Origin of the sequence: Caldicellulosiruptor changbaiensis (genome assembly GCF_003999255.1) — a bacterium.
Taxonomy (GTDB): domain Bacteria; phylum Bacillota; class Thermoanaerobacteria; order Caldicellulosiruptorales; family Caldicellulosiruptoraceae; genus Caldicellulosiruptor; species Caldicellulosiruptor changbaiensis.
The window spans coordinates 1,361,829-1,381,238 of sequence record NZ_CP034791.1 but is presented as its reverse complement, the minus strand read 5'-3'; the positions used below and the strand labels follow the sequence as shown (position 1 = coordinate 1,381,238).

Annotated in this window: 19 protein-coding genes; 14 read left to right on the top strand and 5 right to left on the bottom strand. The window is 32.2% G+C overall.

The features are described from left to right. The first annotated feature begins 88 nt into the window (after positions 1-88). Positions 89-1,567 carry an IS21 family transposase gene (gene istA / locus ELD05_RS06705; RefSeq protein ID WP_127352923.1) on the top strand — a complete coding sequence of 493 codons (1,479 nt, stop codon included), beginning with the start codon at positions 89-91 and terminating at the stop codon, positions 1,565-1,567. Beyond that, positions 1,564-2,337, top strand: coding sequence for an IS21-like element ISCsa9 family helper ATPase IstB (gene istB, locus ELD05_RS06700; protein WP_127351519.1), 774 nt, complete (start codon positions 1,564-1,566; stop codon positions 2,335-2,337). The genes istA and istB overlap by 4 nt, the downstream gene beginning before the upstream one ends. A gap of 14 nt (positions 2,338-2,351) precedes the next feature. On the opposite strand, the gene ELD05_RS06695 is transcribed toward istB, so the two are convergent. Beyond that, positions 2,352-2,753, bottom strand: a complete 402-nt coding sequence (locus tag ELD05_RS06695; protein ID WP_241243651.1) for a VanZ family protein — start codon at positions 2,751-2,753, stop codon at positions 2,352-2,354. A 93-nt stretch (positions 2,754-2,846) separates the two neighbouring features. Next, the gene (locus ELD05_RS06690) at positions 2,847-3,356 is read right to left on the bottom strand and encodes a hypothetical protein (RefSeq protein ID WP_127351823.1); all 510 of its coding nucleotides are present in this window, start codon (positions 3,354-3,356) and stop codon (positions 2,847-2,849) included. A gap of 481 nt (positions 3,357-3,837) precedes the next feature. Between ELD05_RS06690 and ELD05_RS06685 the strand changes: the two genes are divergently transcribed. The 12 genes from ELD05_RS06685 (at position 3,838) to ELD05_RS06635 (ending at position 16,407) form a co-directional block, all read left to right on the top strand. Further along, positions 3,838-4,218: a BlaI/MecI/CopY family transcriptional regulator gene (locus tag ELD05_RS06685; protein ID WP_127351822.1), complete on the top strand. Its 381-nt coding sequence runs from the start codon at positions 3,838-3,840 to the stop codon at positions 4,216-4,218. A 7-nt stretch (positions 4,219-4,225) separates the two neighbouring features. Beyond that, a complete protein-coding gene (locus ELD05_RS06680; RefSeq protein ID WP_127351821.1) occupies positions 4,226-5,785 on the top strand; it encodes a M56 family metallopeptidase in 1,560 nt (519 codons plus the stop codon). A gap of 158 nt (positions 5,786-5,943) precedes the next feature. Further along, complete coding sequence (locus ELD05_RS14415; RefSeq protein ID WP_241243650.1) at positions 5,944-6,432, top strand: hypothetical protein; 489 nt, start codon at positions 5,944-5,946, stop codon at positions 6,430-6,432. Between the two features lie 169 nt (positions 6,433-6,601). Then, complete coding sequence (locus ELD05_RS14410) at positions 6,602-6,955, top strand: hypothetical protein (protein ID WP_241243649.1); 354 nt, start codon at positions 6,602-6,604, stop codon at positions 6,953-6,955. 39 nt (positions 6,956-6,994) lie between these two features. Continuing rightward, a complete protein-coding gene (locus tag ELD05_RS06670) occupies positions 6,995-8,767 on the top strand; it encodes an S-layer homology domain-containing protein (protein WP_127351820.1) in 1,773 nt (590 codons plus the stop codon). 244 nt (positions 8,768-9,011) lie between these two features. Beyond that, positions 9,012-9,392 carry a BlaI/MecI/CopY family transcriptional regulator gene (locus ELD05_RS06665; protein WP_127351819.1) on the top strand — a complete coding sequence of 127 codons (381 nt, stop codon included), beginning with the start codon at positions 9,012-9,014 and terminating at the stop codon, positions 9,390-9,392. A 7-nt stretch (positions 9,393-9,399) separates the two neighbouring features. Next, positions 9,400-10,959 (top strand): M56 family metallopeptidase, encoded by a 1,560-nt coding sequence (locus tag ELD05_RS06660; protein WP_127351818.1) that lies wholly within the window; start codon positions 9,400-9,402, stop codon positions 10,957-10,959. 160 nt (positions 10,960-11,119) lie between these two features. Continuing rightward, entirely contained in the window at positions 11,120-12,283 is a 1,164-nt protein-coding gene (locus tag ELD05_RS06655; RefSeq protein ID WP_127351817.1) for an amidase domain-containing protein, read from the top strand. A gap of 150 nt (positions 12,284-12,433) precedes the next feature. Beyond that, positions 12,434-13,066, top strand: a complete 633-nt coding sequence (locus ELD05_RS06650) for a hypothetical protein (protein WP_127351816.1) — start codon at positions 12,434-12,436, stop codon at positions 13,064-13,066. Positions 13,067-13,436: 370 nt separating this feature from the next. Beyond that, positions 13,437-14,516: an NHL repeat-containing protein gene (locus ELD05_RS06645; RefSeq protein ID WP_127351815.1), complete on the top strand. Its 1,080-nt coding sequence runs from the start codon at positions 13,437-13,439 to the stop codon at positions 14,514-14,516. Beyond that, positions 14,476-15,165, top strand: a complete 690-nt coding sequence (locus ELD05_RS06640; RefSeq protein WP_127351814.1) for a hypothetical protein — start codon at positions 14,476-14,478, stop codon at positions 15,163-15,165. The genes ELD05_RS06645 and ELD05_RS06640 overlap by 41 nt, the downstream gene beginning before the upstream one ends. A gap of 36 nt (positions 15,166-15,201) precedes the next feature. Beyond that, complete coding sequence (locus ELD05_RS06635; protein ID WP_127351813.1) at positions 15,202-16,407, top strand: hypothetical protein; 1,206 nt, start codon at positions 15,202-15,204, stop codon at positions 16,405-16,407. 328 nt (positions 16,408-16,735) lie between these two features. Here the strand turns inward: ELD05_RS06635 and ELD05_RS06630 are convergent, their stop codons facing one another. The 3 genes from ELD05_RS06630 to ELD05_RS06620 form a co-directional block, all read right to left on the bottom strand. After that, positions 16,736-17,362, bottom strand: coding sequence for a hypothetical protein (locus ELD05_RS06630; RefSeq protein WP_127351812.1), 627 nt, complete (start codon positions 17,360-17,362; stop codon positions 16,736-16,738). Positions 17,363-17,552: 190 nt separating this feature from the next. Continuing rightward, the gene (gene mtnA, locus ELD05_RS06625) at positions 17,553-18,581 is read right to left on the bottom strand and encodes an S-methyl-5-thioribose-1-phosphate isomerase (RefSeq protein WP_127351811.1); all 1,029 of its coding nucleotides are present in this window, start codon (positions 18,579-18,581) and stop codon (positions 17,553-17,555) included. A gap of 7 nt (positions 18,582-18,588) precedes the next feature. Beyond that, the gene (locus ELD05_RS06620) at positions 18,589-19,362 is read right to left on the bottom strand and encodes an S-methyl-5'-thioadenosine phosphorylase (RefSeq protein ID WP_127351810.1); all 774 of its coding nucleotides are present in this window, start codon (positions 19,360-19,362) and stop codon (positions 18,589-18,591) included. Between the last annotated feature and the right edge of the window lie 48 nt (positions 19,363-19,410).

Sequence of the window (19,410 nt, the reverse complement as noted above, 5' to 3'; positions counted from 1 at the left end):
ACTTAAAAAGAAGCCTTCTGTAGTGTAGAATGGAAAGTATGGAAAAACTACAGAAGGAGAAGATAACAAGAAAATGTTGGGGGTTGCAATGCATACAACAATCTACACACTTTTCAAACGGGGATACAACAAAAGTCAAATAGCAAGATTGTTAGACGTGGATAGAAAAACTGTTAGAAAAGTAATCCATGACATTGAACAGAAGGGAGAAGTCGAGAGGAAATCAAAAGGTTCTGTATTAGATAATTACAGGGAGTTTATTGAGGCAAAGGTTAATAAAGGACACTCAGCAAAGAAGATACATCAAGACTTGCAAGCGGAATTTGATTTTGAAGGAAGCTATTCTAATGTAAGAAGATATGTCCAAAAGTTAAAACAAAAGATAGCAAATTCAAAGGTGTACATGGTTTTAACAACACTGCCTGCAGAAGAAGCACAAGTTGATTTTGGATATATAGGTAAGATAAAAGTTGATGGAAAATTCAAAAAAGCATGGGTATTTACAATGGTTTTAAGCTATTCAAGATATATGTATGCAGAGATAGTATTCGACCAAACAGTTGAAACATTTATCCAGTGTCATAAGAACGCATTCAAGTATTTTGGAGGAGTAGTAGAAGTTGTGAAGATAGACAACTTAAAAGCAGGTGTATTGAGCGTTGATTTTTATGAGGCGCAAATACAAAAAGATTATGCAAGTTTTGCGAGCCACTATGGATTTTTACCTCAGCCATGCAGGGTGTATACACCGACTGATAAAGGCAAAGTAGAATCAGCAATTAAGTATGTTAAGCAAAACTGTTTTTCTGGAGAAGAATTTAAAGATATTGATGAGGCGAGGGAACATTTAAAAAACTGGCTTGATAATGTAGCAAATGTGAGAGTACATGGCACAACCAAGAAAGTTCCCAAAGAAGTTTTCATCTCAGAAGAGAAGGAAAAGTTAATAGCTCTTCCTATTGAGGAATATTACATATCAAGAAGTTCAATTCACAAAGTAGCTACTAACTGTCATCTCATATACAAAGGGAACTACTATTCAGTGCCATATGAGTATGCAGGACGTGAAGTAGAAGTAGTTGAGATAGGCAGTTTTTTGAGGGTGTTCTTTGAAGGTAAAGAAATAGCCCTTCATCAGATTGTCAAAAACAATGAGAAGGGCAAATACGTAACCAACAAAGAACACTATCCCTCGTCTAAGAATATAACAATTGAGGATATAATGTCAAGACAGAGGGATAAAATGGCAGAGATTGGTAATTGGGCGTTGGAGTTTTTTGAGGAATTTATTAAACGGGAAGGATTTAAAAAATATGATTACAGGAGCATAAGTGGGATAATAGCACTAAAAGAAAGATATGGAGCTGAGACAGTAGACAATGCGTGTAAGAGGGCTTTAAAATTTGGAGGGCTAAGCTACAAAGTTGTCAAGAACATATGTGAAAAAGGGATAAGCGATTTACCTGAGTATGAAGACGAGAGCTATGTTAATGAGGAAAGAACAGAGCTTTACAGGGATATCAGGGAATATAACAAATTGCTTGAGATAGGGGAATTGCAAATATGAATGATCTTTTGTTGGGGAAGCTAAAGGATTTGAAATTATCCGGGATAATAAAAAGTTTTGATTTAAGAGTAGAAGAAGCTATTAAGAATAATTTTTCGTATCAAGAGTTTTTTGAGATATTGATAAATGATGAAGTGAGTAACAGGAGAATAAACAGTAATCAAAAGAGGATAAGCAAAGCGAGGTTTCCATGGCACAAGACATTAGAAGAATATAATTTTAATTATCAGCCTTCAATAAATAAGAGGTTTATATACAATTTGGCGACCTGTGAATTTGTCCGCAAGAAAGAGAATGTGGCCTTCATAGGACCGCCAGGGACAGGGAAGACACATCTTGCAATAGCGATAGGACTTAAAGCTGTAGCACTTGGATATAGAGTTTTGTTTACCACAGCAAATGAGATGTTAGAAGAGTTGTATATTTCAAGAGCGGATAATTCGTATCAACAAAAGCTAAAAAACTATGTTAATGTGGATTTGTTAATAATAGATGAGCTGGGCTTAAGGAAATTTAATCAAAGCAGTGTAGATGATTTTTATGAGATAATATCAAAGAGATATGAGAGAGGATCGATAATAATAACCACAAACAAAGTATTTGAAGAGTGGCCGAGGATATTTTATGATCCAGTTTTAGCGACAGCGATTTTAGATAGATTTGTACATCACTGTCATTTTGTGGTTATCAAAGGTGAAAGTTATAGGATGAAGCAAAGGGAGGGTGCTATCAAAGCTTTAACAGATGATTCCAAGAATGAGTCAAATTAGTTAAATAATGATAATTAAATTTTTTTTAAAACAGGTGGGGAAAAAATATTATCAAAAGTGGGGAAAAGGTATTGACAATAACAATAATATGTTACTTTTTTTAATGGGCAATCTTTCCTTATTATTGGTAGCAAAAAGCCGAATGGTAAAAATAAAATAATATTATACCCAAAAGTTTTAAATATTATTTCAAAAGTAGGTAGTAAGTATTCTTTTATATTATACCCTGCTCTTGATGCTTCTCTTAATGCTTCAATTCTCTTTATTAAAAAATGAAATGGAACTAAGTTATACTGTACTTTAGTAATGTCTATTTTAAATGGCAATTTGATTGGAAATTGTGTAATTATCATAACTACAAATATATATCCAGCGAAAATAATCTTTACAGCTCTTTGCTTATACTTTTGAAGCATTACCTGTACTCCTTCAGTATAAAAGATTGAAATTTAAGTCTTCTATATTTTCATAACTTTTATAATAAATCAAGGCTTGTATACTATAAAGTCTCATGACTCATAATAACCAGTATTAAAATTAAACTCAATATAATAATCTTTATTTGGAGTTACAGTAAAAGAAATAGTTTGCCAACCTTTATTAGTAATAATATATTGAGGGGATGTTTTCTTCCCTGAACTATCCACTAAGTATACTGGAATAGATGCGTAAGCATTGCTTAAAGGATTTGTCCTATTGATAGCATCTGACTTATTTAAATACATTCCAAAGCAAGCATCAATTTTAATAGTATTGCCACTTGTTTTAACCCACTTGTCACTATATAATATCCCTGATGCCCATACTACAGTACCATTATAACTTTCTCGGTCTAAGTTCACAGTTTGATTTGAAGAGCTTGGAGGATTAACTCCGAAGGGTTGATTTTTCTCATCGATATCTACTGTTGACTGAGAGAGGCTTTGGATATCTTCTTGTGTTTGCGAAGCTGCAAAAATAAATGCATTCGAAAGTATACATATCCAAAGGTAAATTACTAAACAAAACATTTTTTTCATGCATAACCCTCCAAAAATAATTATTGTTTTTTTAGCCTTTTGCAGAAACGCTCAATATGAGCGTTATCAAGTATTTTAAACTGCCGAAAAATTGAATAATCATCCTCTAACTTTTATTTTTGCAAACGGCTGAGATTGAAAATATAATCCCTATTACAATTTTACCCATTAATTTTCAAACATTTTCGACTCACCTCTTGAGTGGTTTATTTATTTTATCATTATTATACCACGCATGTAGAAACGCTACAATTGTAAGATCAGACAAAAAAATAAATACATTCTCTCAATTTTTTGGTAAAATATTATACTATAAGTTCTAATAACTAATTTTCGGCATAGATGAATAGAAAGACATGTTTAGGCTTGAATCTTTTTGTATAAAAATCTCCAAAAAACTTTTCAAAAACCTCTTTACAAATTGGTTTTTACTATTGTAAAATATATGTGTAATCACAATTGTAAAAGGAGAGTGAAGCAAATGAACAAAGATTTATTAAAGCCATCAGAAGCTGAGTTAGAGGTTATGAAAGTTTTATGGGAAGAAGGAAAGGCGCTCAGCGCGCCAGAGATAGTGCAAAGGTTAAAAGAAAAACACATCAAATGGGAAAAATCAACTATCTACACCTTGATTGACAGGCTTGTAAAAAAGAAAGCGATAAAGCAAGAGAAAAAGGATAAACTTTACCACTACAGTCCATCCATTAGCAAAGAAGAGTATGCAAAGATAGAAACAGCAAGGGTATTGAATAAGCTATTTAATGGCTCTGTAAAAGATTTAATAGCAGCATTAGTTGAAAGTGGAAACTTAAAAAAAGAAGAGCTTGAGGAGATTAAGAAGTTATTAGGAAAAGAGGAGTAGAGATGAGATGAATATAGAAGTTATATTCAAATGGATTTTAGTAATGACAGTAGGTGGTAGCATAGCTGTTTTGATATTTGCTATTTTGAGCAAAATCTTTAAAGAGCATTTGAGCGCAAGGGCAAGGTATTATATTTGGATGATAGGGCTTTTTTGTTTTACCATTCCATGGAATGTATTGATTAAATTTTGTAAGAAAGATAGTAGAGTACTAAATCAGAGTATTATATTAGGCAACAGCAGTCATATGACCTCAAAATTAAATAACAACAATGCATTGAACTTACAACTAACAGAAAATACAGCACAAGGTGGGGCTTTAATTGCCCTGCCTTATAAAAATATTAGTTATTTTAACCCTGAAAAATTTGTAGAATTTATTGGTTATGTCTGGCTTGTAGGTGCCATAGTATTTTTTGCATGGTTTTTGATAAGGTATATTTGGTTTAAAGTGATACTTATAAGAAGTTCACGAAAATGTTCAAATGAATATTGCAGGAGAATGATTGAAAGGTATTGCAATCTAAGAAAAATTCCAAAAAAGATAAAGATATTAGAAAGTGATATTATACAAACACCTATGCTAATCGGAATAATTACTCCGATCCTAGTAATACCTACAAAGGACAAAGTAAGAGAAGATTTAAGATTAATCATAAGACATGAACTTGTACACTTCAAGAGAAAAGATGTACTTGTTAAATGGCTAAGCAAATTAATAAATGCACTTCATTGGTTTAATCCCTTAGTATATTTTGCCATTTTAAAGCTAAATAGAGAATGTGAATATTCATGTGACGAAGAAGTAATAAGAAAGCTTAAGAAAAATGGTAAAAGAAGGTATGCAGAGGTACTTTACAACGCTATTTTGTTGAGTATGAGCAGTGCAGCAGGTGTAGGATTTGGTGTGAAGAATAAGAAAGAGAGCATTGCTGAGAGATTTAGGCTAATTATGAGTTTTGAGTCAAGGAAAATGAGCAAAGGTGCAAAGGTGTTTGTTGTGGTGTTAGTATCAACAACAATATTCTTAAGTGCATTTGTTCAAATTTGGGCAAAAGATATTTTGAGTTTTGATAGCGATGAAATAGATGCAATCAAATCAACTATAGAAGGATTTTATGAAACACAGTACAAAGCTTATCTTCAAATGGAATATATAGATATAACACCGTACTTGGATATGTCAAAGATACAGAATCATAATAAAGTTGTTGCATTAAAAATGTTAGTATTCAGAAGAAAATATACAGACGAAAAAAAATATTGTTATGTTGAGAAGAGACATTTTCCATATGAACTTCATTACAAGGGCATAGAACTTGATGGCAACAAAGCCAAGGTAGTTATTGACTTAGAGATAAAACTGAAAGAAGCATATCCATCATTTATTTCTTATGGTGATAATATTTTTGAATTAGAAAAGCAGGATGGAAAATGGAAAATAACAAAGCATATCTATGATAAATGGGCCTTAATGTTCTATGAATTTTCTACTGACCAAAAGTTACCAGAACCTGATTACGAGCAAATAAAAAAGCAAATAGATAGAGATTTTGGAATTAAGTAATAATTTGTATGATATTAGATAAATGGAGGCGAAAAGTTATGTCATACATTCTTATTTTCAATAGTTCCTGATTAAACAGAAGATAATAGTTTCAAATAATTTATTGTTTAATTTAATCTGAAAATCATATAGAAACTAAAAGAAATGGGGTTTGTGAGATGCTTACATTTACAAAATCTAAAGAATATGATGGCACTTCAATAGAGGGATTTATTTACGTTAATGGTATGGAAAATATTGGTGCTAACCTGCTTGATACTGCAGCATATGGGCGTGCATTTACAATTATTACATTAGTAGCAGGAAAAATATATGAATGTGAATTTTATGAATGGAATTATAGCGGACAGGCAGTTCATATTGGTGTTGGAGTTAAAAATGAAAGTGTAACGACACCCGGATCAATTACAATTCTTAAGAAAGACATACGGACAGGTAGTGGTTGTGGTTCTATAATGACTACTGCTTTCATGCAAAGCAATTTCAACATTCAACTAACTATTCCACCTCGAACGACAAGTAATCCCACTCAGGGGTTTACAGATCTATTATCTGCTCTTGTGTCTAGTACTACACTTGTAAATGGGCGAATCCGCTTTAAGGTAAACTCAGGCGAAAATTTATTTATTAAAAGTTTATTGTGTTAAGGATCAGACTAATTGGGAAAAATATGCGGGTTGGACAAATTTAATTTCTGCGGAAGATGTTTAAAAAATAGATCCAGCTACTGGTCAACCTTATAATAACAGTTTGTCCCAGACAGGTCTTTACCAACATATTAGACGTCACGTCGAATTACCTATTGGGAATAATACCGTGCGTTTTGCATTGGGTAAAATTGAAAACAATCAAGTAGTGGATAGATATAATATAGATGAATTTGAAAGTCCAATATATACATTACCATTTTCGAAGAACGGTAATCTTGGAAACTACGGAATTGTATATACTTTTTATTATCCTGTAGCCGATGCAAAATATGTTACAGTTACACCTCAGCAAGCAGATATAATACAAAAATACACTATGAAAATTAATGGAATATGGCAGACAGTTACTGCTTCAAAATCAAACCCGTTTTCTTTTGAGTTAATAGGAGGAAATTCTTTTTGGTTTGTATTGCCTGGTGGCTCATATGGTGATGTTGAAATAATGTTCAAAACAAAATGACTTTTCAAAAATTTTAAATAAAGAAGGGAATAGGCAATAATGAAGAAAATTAATACCATAAAAACTACCGTAATATTAGCTATTTTTGTTTTTTTAGTCTTTTGTACTGAAGCTACAAATTCTAATTATAATGTAACACAAAACGAAATTGCCAGAGCAATATCCTTAGAACTTGTCCCGGAAGAGTTAAGAGGAAACTACCAAAAACCCATAACTCGGCTCGAATTTTGTCACCTGATAGGAAGCCTATTACGTTCTTTTGGCCTTGACCTTAACCAAATATCAAAGTCAAATTCTCAATTAACTTTTTCTGATACCGATGACCATGAAGTAAGAGTATTAGCAACTCTCGGAATAGTAGATGCTAAAGAAAAAGGAATGTTCTATCCAAATGCTACTGTTACAAGACAAGAATCTGCTAAAATGCTTTTTTCTGTTGTTACTATTTGCAAAAGAATGCCACAAATAAAACAATATTTTAAACTGCAAATGAAATGGCCTAATGAGGATGAAATTTTTCCTCAAGACTTCTCAGATGGTACTTACATTTTCCCATGGGCAAGAGAGACAGTAAATTACCTTTATCGAATAGGTGTTTTTAATATTGATAGCAACGGATGTATTGAGCCAAACAGAAAACTGACCCGTGAAGAAGCAATTATAACAATACTAAGATTATACAGTGCTGCTACTGGTGAAAGAGGCAATCCCATTTCAGAAGAAACTTTCTATCCATATCCTTTTGTAAATAATGTAGCAAATTCTGATGTTGTCTGGGGTTATATAGATTCAAAAGGGAATTGGAGGATACAGCCAAAATTTTATGAACCCTCAGGGTTTAATATGCAAGGGTATGCTACTGCTCAGAGTCCCCTTTATCTTAAGGATTCGTATATGGTTTTTGATAAGTCAGGTAAAATCTATTTTAAATTTCAACGTATTGCAGGATTATATGGAAAGTTGGCTATTGTAGACGATGGAATTTATTTATTGCCACAAAAGAAAAAACTGTCCTCCGATAATGATGCGGTAAGTAATGTCCTTATTTATCCTCAAGGTGATTATATGTTGCCAGTAAAAGATGACAAAACAAATCTTTATGGTTATTATTCTTTTGATGGCAAGAAGATGATAAATTTTTACTATGATAGAGCATATGCATTTCATGGAGGGAAAGCTGTTGTAAAAAAGAAAGAGAATTATTATTTGATAAATAAAACAGGAAAAGTATTAAGGTTATTCAAGATAGATGAAAAGAAATATAATGTGCGATATTTTATTGGTGAAAGTGGATTGCTATCATCTACGGATGGACAGGACATAGGATATAATGCCAAGACGGATGCTTATTTTAAAGTTCCACAATCAACATTAACAGAAGATGGCTGGTTTATTGTAACAGATACTACTGATTGGAAGAGCAAAAAGCTTCTTGATGCAAATGGAAACACCGTAGCAATGGGTAAAAATATAGTTGATTTGGGTAATGGATTTTATCAGGTATGGGGAAATAACAATGAAAGATTTATCGTTACGAATTTAAAAAAAGTGGTGATTCAGCGTAAAAATTCTAAGATTTTTAATTGGATAAGTAGTAGAGGTAGTGGAGGTCTTGCAGCCATTTACTCTTCAGAAGATACTATCACCATAGTTGATGCATTTGGAACAGTTTTTTCTAATATTTGTTTGCCTTCTAAGAATTGTAAAGTTGATTTTGTTAATGGTCTTCTTCGCATCATAGATACTATTAATTTTTTGCAGTATTATTATAATCCTATAAACGGTAAGAGAGTTTTAAAAGTTAACCCATAAATTGTAAAAATATTTTTAATCCATGTATATTATACTTGACTTTTAATCATTTACTAATATGAAATACAATCAAGATACACAGGTGTTATTCTAATCAGATTGTAATTTCCAGCTTTATCTAAAAAGTGTTGCATTTTTTATAGCAATTTAGAAAGCCAAAATCTTTCAAAAACCTCTTTACAAATTGGTTTTTACTATTGTAAAATATATGTGTAATCACAATTGTAAAAGGAGAGTGAAGCAAATGAACAAGGATTTATTAATGCCATCAGAAGCTGAGTTAGAGGTTATGAAAGTTTTATGGGAAGAAGGAAAGGCGCTCAGCGCGCCAGAGATAGTGCAAAGGTTAAAAGAAAAACACATCAAATGGGAAAAATCAACTATCTACACCTTGATTGACAGGCTTGTAAAAAAGAAAGCGATAAAGCAAGAGAAAAAGGATAAACTTTACCACTACAGTCCATCCATTAGCAAAGAAGAGTATGCAAAGATAGAAACAGCAAGGGTATTGAATAAGCTATTTAATGGCTCTGTAAAAGATTTAATAGCAGCTTTAGTTGAAAGTGAAAACCTAAAAAAAGAAGAGCTTGAGGAGATTAAGAAGTTATTAGGAAAAGAGGAGTAGAGATGAGATGAATATAGAAGTTATATTCAAATGGATTTCAGTAATGACAGTAGGTGGTAGCATAGCTGTTTTGATATTTGCTATTTTGAGCAAAATCTTTAAAGAGCATTTGAGCGCAAGGGCAAGGTATTATATTTGGATGATAGGGCTTTTTTGTTTTACCATTCCATGGAATGTATTGATTAAATTTTGTAAGAAAGATAGTAGAGTACTAAATCAGAGTATTATATTAGGCAACAGCAGTCATATGACCTCAAAATTAAATAACAACAATGCATTGAACTTACAACTAACAGAAAATACAGCACAAGGTGGGGCTTTAATTGCCCTGCCTTATAAAAATATTAGTTATTTTAACCCTGAAAAATTTGTAGAATTTATTGGTTATGTCTGGCTTGTAGGTGCCATAGTATTTTTTGCATGGTTTTTGATAAGGTATATTTGGTTTAAAGTGATACTTATAAGAAGTTCACGAAAATGTTCAAATGAATATTGCAGGAGAATGATTGAAAGGTATTGCAATCTAAGAAAAATTCCAAAAAAGATAAAGATATTAGAAAGTGATATTATACAAACACCTATGCTAATCGGAATAATTACTCCGATCCTAGTAATACCTACAAAGGACAAAGTAAGAGAAGATTTAAGATTAATCATAAGACATGAACTTGTACACTTCAAGAGAAAAGATGTACTTGTTAAATGGCTAAGCAAATTAATAAATGCACTTCATTGGTTTAACCCCTTGGTATACTTTGCAGTTTTAAAGCTAAATAGAGAATGTGAATATTCATGTGACGAAGAAGTAATAAGAAAGCTTAAGAAGGATGGCAAAAGAAGGTATGCAGAGGTACTTTATAACACACTTTTGGTGAGTATAGGCAGTGGAGCAGGCGCGGCATTTGGTCTGGTAGGTAGAAAAGAAAGCATTGTTGAGAGATTTAGGTTTATTATGAGTTTGGAGGCAAGGAAAATGAGCAAAGGTGCAAAGGTGTTTGTTGTGGTGTTAGTGTTGACAACAATATTCTTAAGTGCATTTGTTCAAATATGGGCAAAAGATACTTTGAGTTTTGATAGCGATGAAATAGAGGCAATCAAATCAACTATAGAAGGATTTTATGAAACACAGTACAAAGCTTATCTTCAAATGGAGTATATAGATATAACACCGTACTTGGATATGTCAAAGATACAGAATCAAAATAAGGTAATAGCTCTCAAAAAATTGGTGTTCAGAAGAAAATATATAGACGAAAAAAAGTACTGTTATGTTGAGAAGAGACATTTTCCATATGAACTTCATTATAAGAACATAGAACTTGATGGCAACAAAGCCAAAATAGTTATTGACTTAGAGATAAAACTAAAAGAAGCATATCCGCCGTTTATTTCATATGGAGAAAATATTTTTGAATTAGAAAAGCAGGATGGGACATGGAAAATTACAAAGCATATCTATGATAAATGGGCCTTAATGTTCTATGAATTCTCTACTGACCAAAAGTTACCAGAACCTGATTATGAGCAAATAAAAAAGCAAATAGATAGGGAGTTTAGAATTGAGTAATAACTTACATGATGATATTTAAAAATGGAGGCGAAAAGTTATGTCGTACATTCTTATTTTCAATAGTTCCTGATTAAACAGAAGATAATAGTTTCAAAAAATTTATTATTTAATTTAATCTGAAAATCATATAGAAACTAAAAGAAGGGGGATATTTTAAATGAGAAAAATTGTATTGATTTTATTATGCTTCATTCTAATAATGCCAAATTCCATTGCCTATGCAAACTTATATTTTTTAAAAAACTCTGAAGAAGATAACATAAAAAACATTATCAAATCTTTTTACAATACTCAGTACGATGCATATTTACAAATGGAATATAAGGATATAACACCTTACCTTGATATGACTAAAATACAAAATCAAAACAAAGTAATAGCTCTGAAAAATTTAACAGCAAGAAGAAAGTATATTTATCAAAAAGGGTATTGTTACATCGAAGAGAAACGATTTCCATTAGAGTTCAATTACAAAGCTATTGATATAAACGGTAATCAAGCAAGCGTCATATTAGAAATAAAATTAGATGGACAGAATGCATATCCACCTTTTATTTGTGGTGGCGAAAATATATTTAAGTTAATAAAAATGGAAGATGGCTGGAAAATTACAGAACATGATTATGAAGATCTAAGTTTCTATGAAATTTCAAAAGAAAAATTAATAAGAGAATTTCAACCGAAAGAATTAGCTGAAATGATTGATCAAGAATTTTCTCCTGATTTGGAAAAAGAATATAAAAACTTCAGTGATGTTGAATTGAAAAGCAATGTTGGAATTCTCAGTTTGCCAGCAGTAAATCATTATTATAGTACATCAAGGGCTGTTGAATATGCAAACAAATACGTATATAACCGTAATACCAAGTTTTATGATGCAACCGCTGGAGGAGGAGATTGCACAAACTTTGCATCTCAAGTTTTATGGTATGGATTTGGAGCAAATGATACTACGAATGATATATTAAATAAGGTGATGATGGTTCCTGGTTCATATGAAGAAGGGTGGTATGCCGGTCCTGGTGGAGGCTCAAAAAATTGGGAGAATGTTGAAGCTTTCTGGACTTATATGACAAGCTTTAAGTCCATTGATACACCTGGACCACGCGTTGTTGTAGTAGACAGTGTAAATTCATTAGATAATGGAGGAATAATGCAAATTGATTTTTCTAATGACGGAAGATTTGAGCATACAGTAATTCTTGTAGATAAAACTACCTTGAAATTTGCTCAGCATACACCAAATACCTATCGTTATTATCAAGAGTACACAGGTGCAAAAAGATATTTTAATCCGTATTATTTTAGAGAAATAGAATAGAATGTAATAGATACAATCTTATTTCCCACTATCTTCAAAGATTGCACACCTTCAGAATAGAAATTTGATTATGAATATTTTCCACTGTTTATTAATGTTTTTCTGAAGGTGTGCTTTTATTAAGAAATTATAAAATGGGAGGCGAATACATTGAAGATAAAAAAAGTTATTCCATATATTTTATTATTCACAATAATGATGCTAAATATAAGCGGGTGCACAAGAAAGGATTTTACAAAAAAAGAAGATGAATACCCTAAAGCTCAAAAAATAGCTGTTTCAGCATTGTCAGATGCTTTTTATATGGTTAAAAATAAGAATTTTAATGTACTTAAATATAAAAAACATGATAATTGGTATCTATTTTTATTTTATATGACTACCGATAATTCACCCCAATATTTGTTATGTTTGGTTGAAAACAATAAAGCGTTATGGTATGCATCTGCTGGGTATCCAGCAATGAGTATGGGATTTGGAGTAAATCGAGTTAAATATAAAGGAAAAAGCATTTATTTTTGTAACTTAAATACCTCTACATGGATACCATCAACAGGCGCACGAAAGCCTACTAATTACACTAAAATGGTATTTGAATTTGAAAATGGGACAAAACTAATAGAAAATGTAAAAGGTGATAAGGGATATATTGTTATTGTAGACGGTTATAAAAAGCTAAAAGACTTAATCTTATATAACGCAAAAGGAGAAATAGTAAATAGATACGAAGATATAGGTTATGACTGTTATGAGTGTAAAGTAGTTGGGTTTAAATTGAAATAACTCTTACTTTTAGATTAATTACCAAAGTTTAAAATATATTCAAGGATGCTTTTTAAAGTTTGTTTCATGTTTAAAAAAAATCAAACTAAAGGATTATATATGAGGTTTTATATATATATAGCTTTACAAATTAAATGATCTGAAAAATATTTTAAAACTTCTTTACAAGTCAATTTTTCAGATGTATAATATAGGTGTGACTACAAATGTAAAATAATATCAATTATATAAATATGAGTAAAAAACATTCTTGCCATTAGGAGTTAAAGTTGAAGACTTTGAAATTTTTGATTGTTTCAAATAACATAGGCTTTAACCTTCTTGAGCGCTTGAGAGGGTGTGCAAATAAAAATAAAGGAGGGCATTTACTATGAAAAATTTCAAAAAAATAATAACTTATTTGACAGTTTGCAGTCTGGTTCTATTATCGATTTTATCCTTTTCAACTGTCAAAAGCAAAGCACTTGGAAGTGGAGAAGAAAAAGACAAACTATGGTTTTCAAACTTTGAAAAAGTTGTTAGTATTCCTGTGTCTGAAAAAGGGATTGAATATGTTTCAGATATGACTGGAACAGGGGGACCAGATGCTTTTGATGTTAAAGGTGATAAAGTGTATATTGTTGATAATGCGCATCACAGAGTTTTAATTTACAACAGGATTTCCGGTGAATATATTGAAGAAGTAAAACTTCCTGAAATTATAATATGGGTGTCGGATATATCAGTTGATGAGAAAGGAAATTTATATTTATTGGGTGGAAGTTATAATGGAAACTGTCTTGTAACGATAACAAGTGGCAAAATTAGAATTAGTAGCTTGCCAGATACACAGCAAAGAGGTAGTTGTATAACAATTTCAGGTTTTGGTTCTGACGAAAATGGACCATATGTTGTATATGCAGATTTGAAAGAAACAAGAACATTGAAATTTAGGAATGGAACAGACAAGACAAATAACTTGGATGCAGGAAAACCAGAGAGTGCTACAGTTGTTGAAGAGAAAAAAGGCTCTTTTGCACGTGACAAAGCTATTTGGAAACTCAATATTCAAGGTATGAAACGTTTAGGTGGTCAGGTTATAACACCAAATGGAGAGGTTGTGACTGTTGCTTTTCCTTCACAGTATCAATTAGGAACAAATGGTTATATGGGAACAATTGGCAACATAGTATATTGGAAATTAGAAGATGGCAAAAGCTATGCGATTGTAGGTTATGATAAAAAAACTGGGGAGATAGATAGAGCCATTAAAATACCTTTAGATGTTTACAATGTTATTCCTAAAAAAGGCTTTCTAATAGAAGGCAATGATGTTTATGTTTTGATACCATCTCAAGAAAATGTCTATGTACTTAAAGTAGCTTATTGGCAGTCAGCTGATGAATTCATAAAAGAATTAGAAGGAAATCATGATAATTTTAAAAAATTCGTCAAGAGGAAATTTAAATGAACATGCGAAAAGCCCAGCTACAATTGATGGAGATATAAAAATTACTTCTTCTGTTGTAACAGTACCAAGGTCTCAAATGATTTCAACAGCACAGAGCTATCAATGGCACCAGTGGTACTGCAGCAAAGTAAATTATGATGGTTCTAATTTGAGTGCAAGCAATCGACAATATTGGCAAAGACCTCGCTTTATAACTAATTATAATACAAATTATTATCAAGTTCCTTATTGCTGGGGCGGTTTTAGTTCATTATCTGGTTTTGACAATGAAATTCAACAAGGATATGCAGCTGGAAATGTTAATACAAACGCACCCGGTTATATAGGTGGAACAACGGGTGTTGACTGTTCTGGATTTGTATGCAGATGTTGGGGGTTATCAAGGCATTATCATACTTCAGAATTCCCCAAAATAGCTAGACAATTAAATAGTTATTATGAATTACAACAAGGTGATATTTTATTAAAAAACAGTAGTGGATCTGGGCATGTTAGATTATTCTACACGTCAAATTCATCTGGTCAATTTGTGGTTTATGAAAGTACTATATCGATAGTTAATGGCAACTATACTGATAGAGTTATATCTATGGGATATACGTTTAATGAGTTAGTTAGTAATGGTTATCAAGCATATTCACCCTATTAATTTAAAATTGATGATAGTATTCTTGGAGGAAAATTCATGAAAGAAAAATTAAATATGTGTGGTAAAAAAAGCGTAAAGTTTAATATCTTTGTATATGTCTCTATATGCTTAATAATTATAGGCATGATTTTTTTTGTTATAAATGCTCTAATAAGAAATGCTTCAGAACAGATAGGCTATATTGAAAGGTTTGATAAAATAGAAAATTATGATTTTTTTGCTTTATTTTATGGCAAAATATGGTATAGCAGTGGTAAAGAGGATTTGATCTTCAAAGTCAAAATGAGCCGCAATAAAATAAAAGGTTTAGATTATTTTCCTGTACGCTTATTTGCATGGGGAAAAAATCAGGTAGCTTATTGTGGTGAGGATTTGAAAGAGTTAATTTTAGTTGATTACAAAACTAAAAAAGAAGTTTATCGAAACCGAATGCCAGAAATGATAAAATATATCAGTGCTAATAAACAAACAGGTGAGTTTGTTATTGCCACTGAAAAAAGGTTGTATCTTTTGAAATCAGAGTATGTTCCAAAAAACAAAATATATACTTTTTCACTAAAACAAGTTGCAAGAGGTTCATTTTGCTGGCCAGTTCTTTCACCAAACGGAAGATATATTGCCTGTGGTGAGAGGGATAACAAAGAAAATGATGCTGCCACATCGCTGGTTGTAATTGACTTGAACAAAAACAGCAAGAAGAAGCTACTTTCCGAAAGATTTGGAGATATGCCAATTAATAATGTTTACAGAATTATTTACTCTATTGCATGGAGCAGGGATAGCAGATATGTTGCAATCAGTACTTCAACTCCTGCTGATCCATCATATATCTGGGTTTCTGTGACTGACATATCAACAGGAAAACCTGTAGAATTTACAAGAAACACTGGATTGTGCTCTCCGCCTGTAAGTTCTTTCTCAGAAGATAAATTTATTTTCTCACAGGGAAATCCGGGATATAAAGAATTTGGTGACTATTCAAATATTAGAGACCCTTTTAGAGCAAAATTAGTGCTATTAAATATTAAAAATGGAAGTTTAGAATATATTAGCGGAATTCCAAAAAATATAAATGCCTACTGGCCTGTTATTGGTTTAGATGGAATATACTTTACTGATAAAGGCGGATACTTTTCAAGTGGAGAAGGGTGTTCAATTTACAAGCTAAAAAGCAAAAGAGTAGTTCAGTTATTTAAAGTTAGGGGAAATTTGGTGAGTTATGATACTATTCGAATATATTAGAGCTGACAAACAACAATCACCAAATTTCCTCTTTAAAACAAGTTTTAAATAAGTCAGATAAAATCTATTTTAAATTCAACGTATTGTAAGATTATACGGAAAGTTGGCTATCATAGACGAAGATTTATAATCACAAATACAAAAAAGTGGTGATTCAGTGCAAAAATTCTAAGATTCTTGTTTGTTTTTTGAGTGTAATTAAAATGAGAAAAAGTTGAGTCTTTATAATTGTGTAAAAAGGGATTGAGCCACCAGACTACAGCAAAAAACTATCTATTATAGTAAAAATAGAATTTGTGTCCATATTATATTTTATAGGGACTGTTTATCAGTTATTGCTTGAAAAATCGCTTATGATCCATTTGTTTTTAATTTTCTCAACCAAGAGAACCATTTTTTTAATATCACCATAAGGGTCAGCTGGATTTATGGTGTAAGAGTCTGTGAAGCAGTACACAAAATAAAAATATCCTTTTTTGTACCAAATAACGGTTTGCTTGGGGTCAGCAGGTTCTACCTTATAGTAACAGGTATAAGTATCTTGTGTAGGTTTGGGAAAGAGTATTTTTAGGACTTTCTCAGATACAAATGAATATATATCTTTGTTTGAAGCAAGGCCAAGGATGCTTTTGTGATTGGCTTCATTTAACACAGCTTTAATAATTTTATAATGTACTTGCCTTTCTGCTTTTACTTTACTTATGTTGCTGTCCACAGTTGAGTTGTTTATATTCTTTTCTTCAACAACGGGTAAAACTGAGATGATATCTGCTATAAATTTCTTCTTGTTTTTTATAATATGAATTCTCTCGGAGCTATTGTCTTCTGGCTTATGCTTATTTAAGATTGTGTCAGCCTTAATGTGAGAGATTTTTGAACTAATACTTAACAATACCAATGATCCAATGAGAATTAAAGAAAATATTACCATTGAATTACGAAATATTTTTTGCATTTGGTTAATCCCCCTTAATTTTACTTTATATTAGTTCCTCGAAAACTTAGTTTATAAATATTATACTACATATGTAGATGAAATGCAATTGTAAGCAAAAAAGCAAGAACATTATTTCAAGTGCTAATTCTTTATAACTACAAAAAATAAACGGGGTACTCAATTCTTACAATACCCCGTTTTTGACAACTCACTTTTCTTTGAGTTTTGAGATATTCTCCTCAAACGGTGGAAAAATAATACCCTTATCTGTAATTATGGCAGTTATGTTCTCAGCCGGCGTCACATCAAATGCAGGATTAAAAACCTTCGATTCATCCGGAACAATCTTTTTACCATTGAAAAATCTTATCTCATCTTCGCTTCTCTCTTCAATAGGAATTTCTGAGCCTGATTTTATATTGAAATCAATGGTTGATACTGGTGCTGCAATGTAAAAAGGAATGCCATGGTGCTTTGCCAAAACAGAAAGAGAGTAAGTTCCAATCTTGTTTGCTGTATCTCCGTTTAAAGCGATTCTGTCAGCCCCTACTATAACACAATCAATTTTTCCAAGTTTCATAAGATAACCTGCCATGTTGTCACAGATAACTGTGTTGGGAATACCATCTTCAGAAAGCTCAAAAGCTGTGAGCCTTGCCCCCTGAAGATACGGCCTGGTTTCATCTACATAAACATGAATATTCTTGCCGGTAAAGTGAGCTTCACGGATGACACCAAGTGCAGTTCCATACCCGCCTGTTGCTAAAGCCCCTGCATTACAGTGAGTAAGGATATTTGCACCTTCTTTTATAAGTGTATTTCCATGCTCACCAATCTTTTTATTGATACTTTTGTCTTCATCTTCTATTTTCCTTGCCTCATCCAGCAGCACACTATAAATTTGACTTTGAGAAAGATTTCTTGCCTTTTCAAAAACCTTTTTCATCCTCTCAAGTGCCCAGAAAAGGTTCACAGCAGTGGGTCTTGAGCTCGCAAGATAGTTTATAATCTCATAAATTTTAGTGGACTCCATGTTCTTTTCAATTATCTCCTTAAAGCCTAAAACAACTCCATATGCAGCAACAATTCCAATAAGCGGTGCCCCTCTTATAATCATATCCTTTATTGCTACATATGCATCCTGATATGTGCTACAAACAAAATACTCTTTTTCAAATGGCAGCTTTCTCTGGTCGAGCACAATGAGCTTATCATTTTCAAACTCAAAGTGTTTCATTTTCTTCTTACTCCTCACAAATATAGTCTACATCAATCTTTTCAATCATCTTGTAAATAAGTTTTTTTACCTTGTCATTGTTTTCTCTAAAGACTCTGTAAACTTCTTCTTCAGTCACAGGCTTTATATCATCTCTACCTTCAAGACCCGCATCATAATCAGTAATTAACGAGATGTTGACATAGCAAATCCCAAGCTCCTTTGCAAGAATTACTTCAGGATACTGTGTCATATTGATAACATCCCAGCCCATGCTTGAAAACCATCTGCTCTCAGCAGTTGTGGAAAATCTCGGACCTTGAATTACAACAACTGTTCCCTTTTCATGCACGGTAATTCCGAGCTCTTTTGCAGACTCGATCGCAATCTTTCGCAGGTATTCACAGTAAGGCTTTGCAGCAGATATGTGTCTTACTTCAGGTCCTTCAAAAAATGTGTCTTTTCTTCCCCATGTCCTGTCTACAAACTGGTCACACACAACAAAGTCGCCAGGTTTTATCTCAGGCTTCAAACTTCCTGAGGCTGTTGGTCCAATTATCTTTTTAACACCGAGCATCTTCATTGCGTATAAGTTTGCCCTGTAAGGAATTAGATGAGGAGGATACTGATGATTCTTGCCATGGCGTGGTAGAAAAGCAACCTTCTTGCCTGCAATCTCTATCAGTGAAATCTTGTCACTTGGCTTTCCATAAGGGGTTTCGAGTTCTATCTCCTCAACACCATCCTCAAGCGAGTAAAAACCTGAACCGCCAAATACACCTATATCAGCTTTGTATTCCATTTTTCTTCCCTCCAATACAGTTTATACATTACCAAAAAAATTATATAA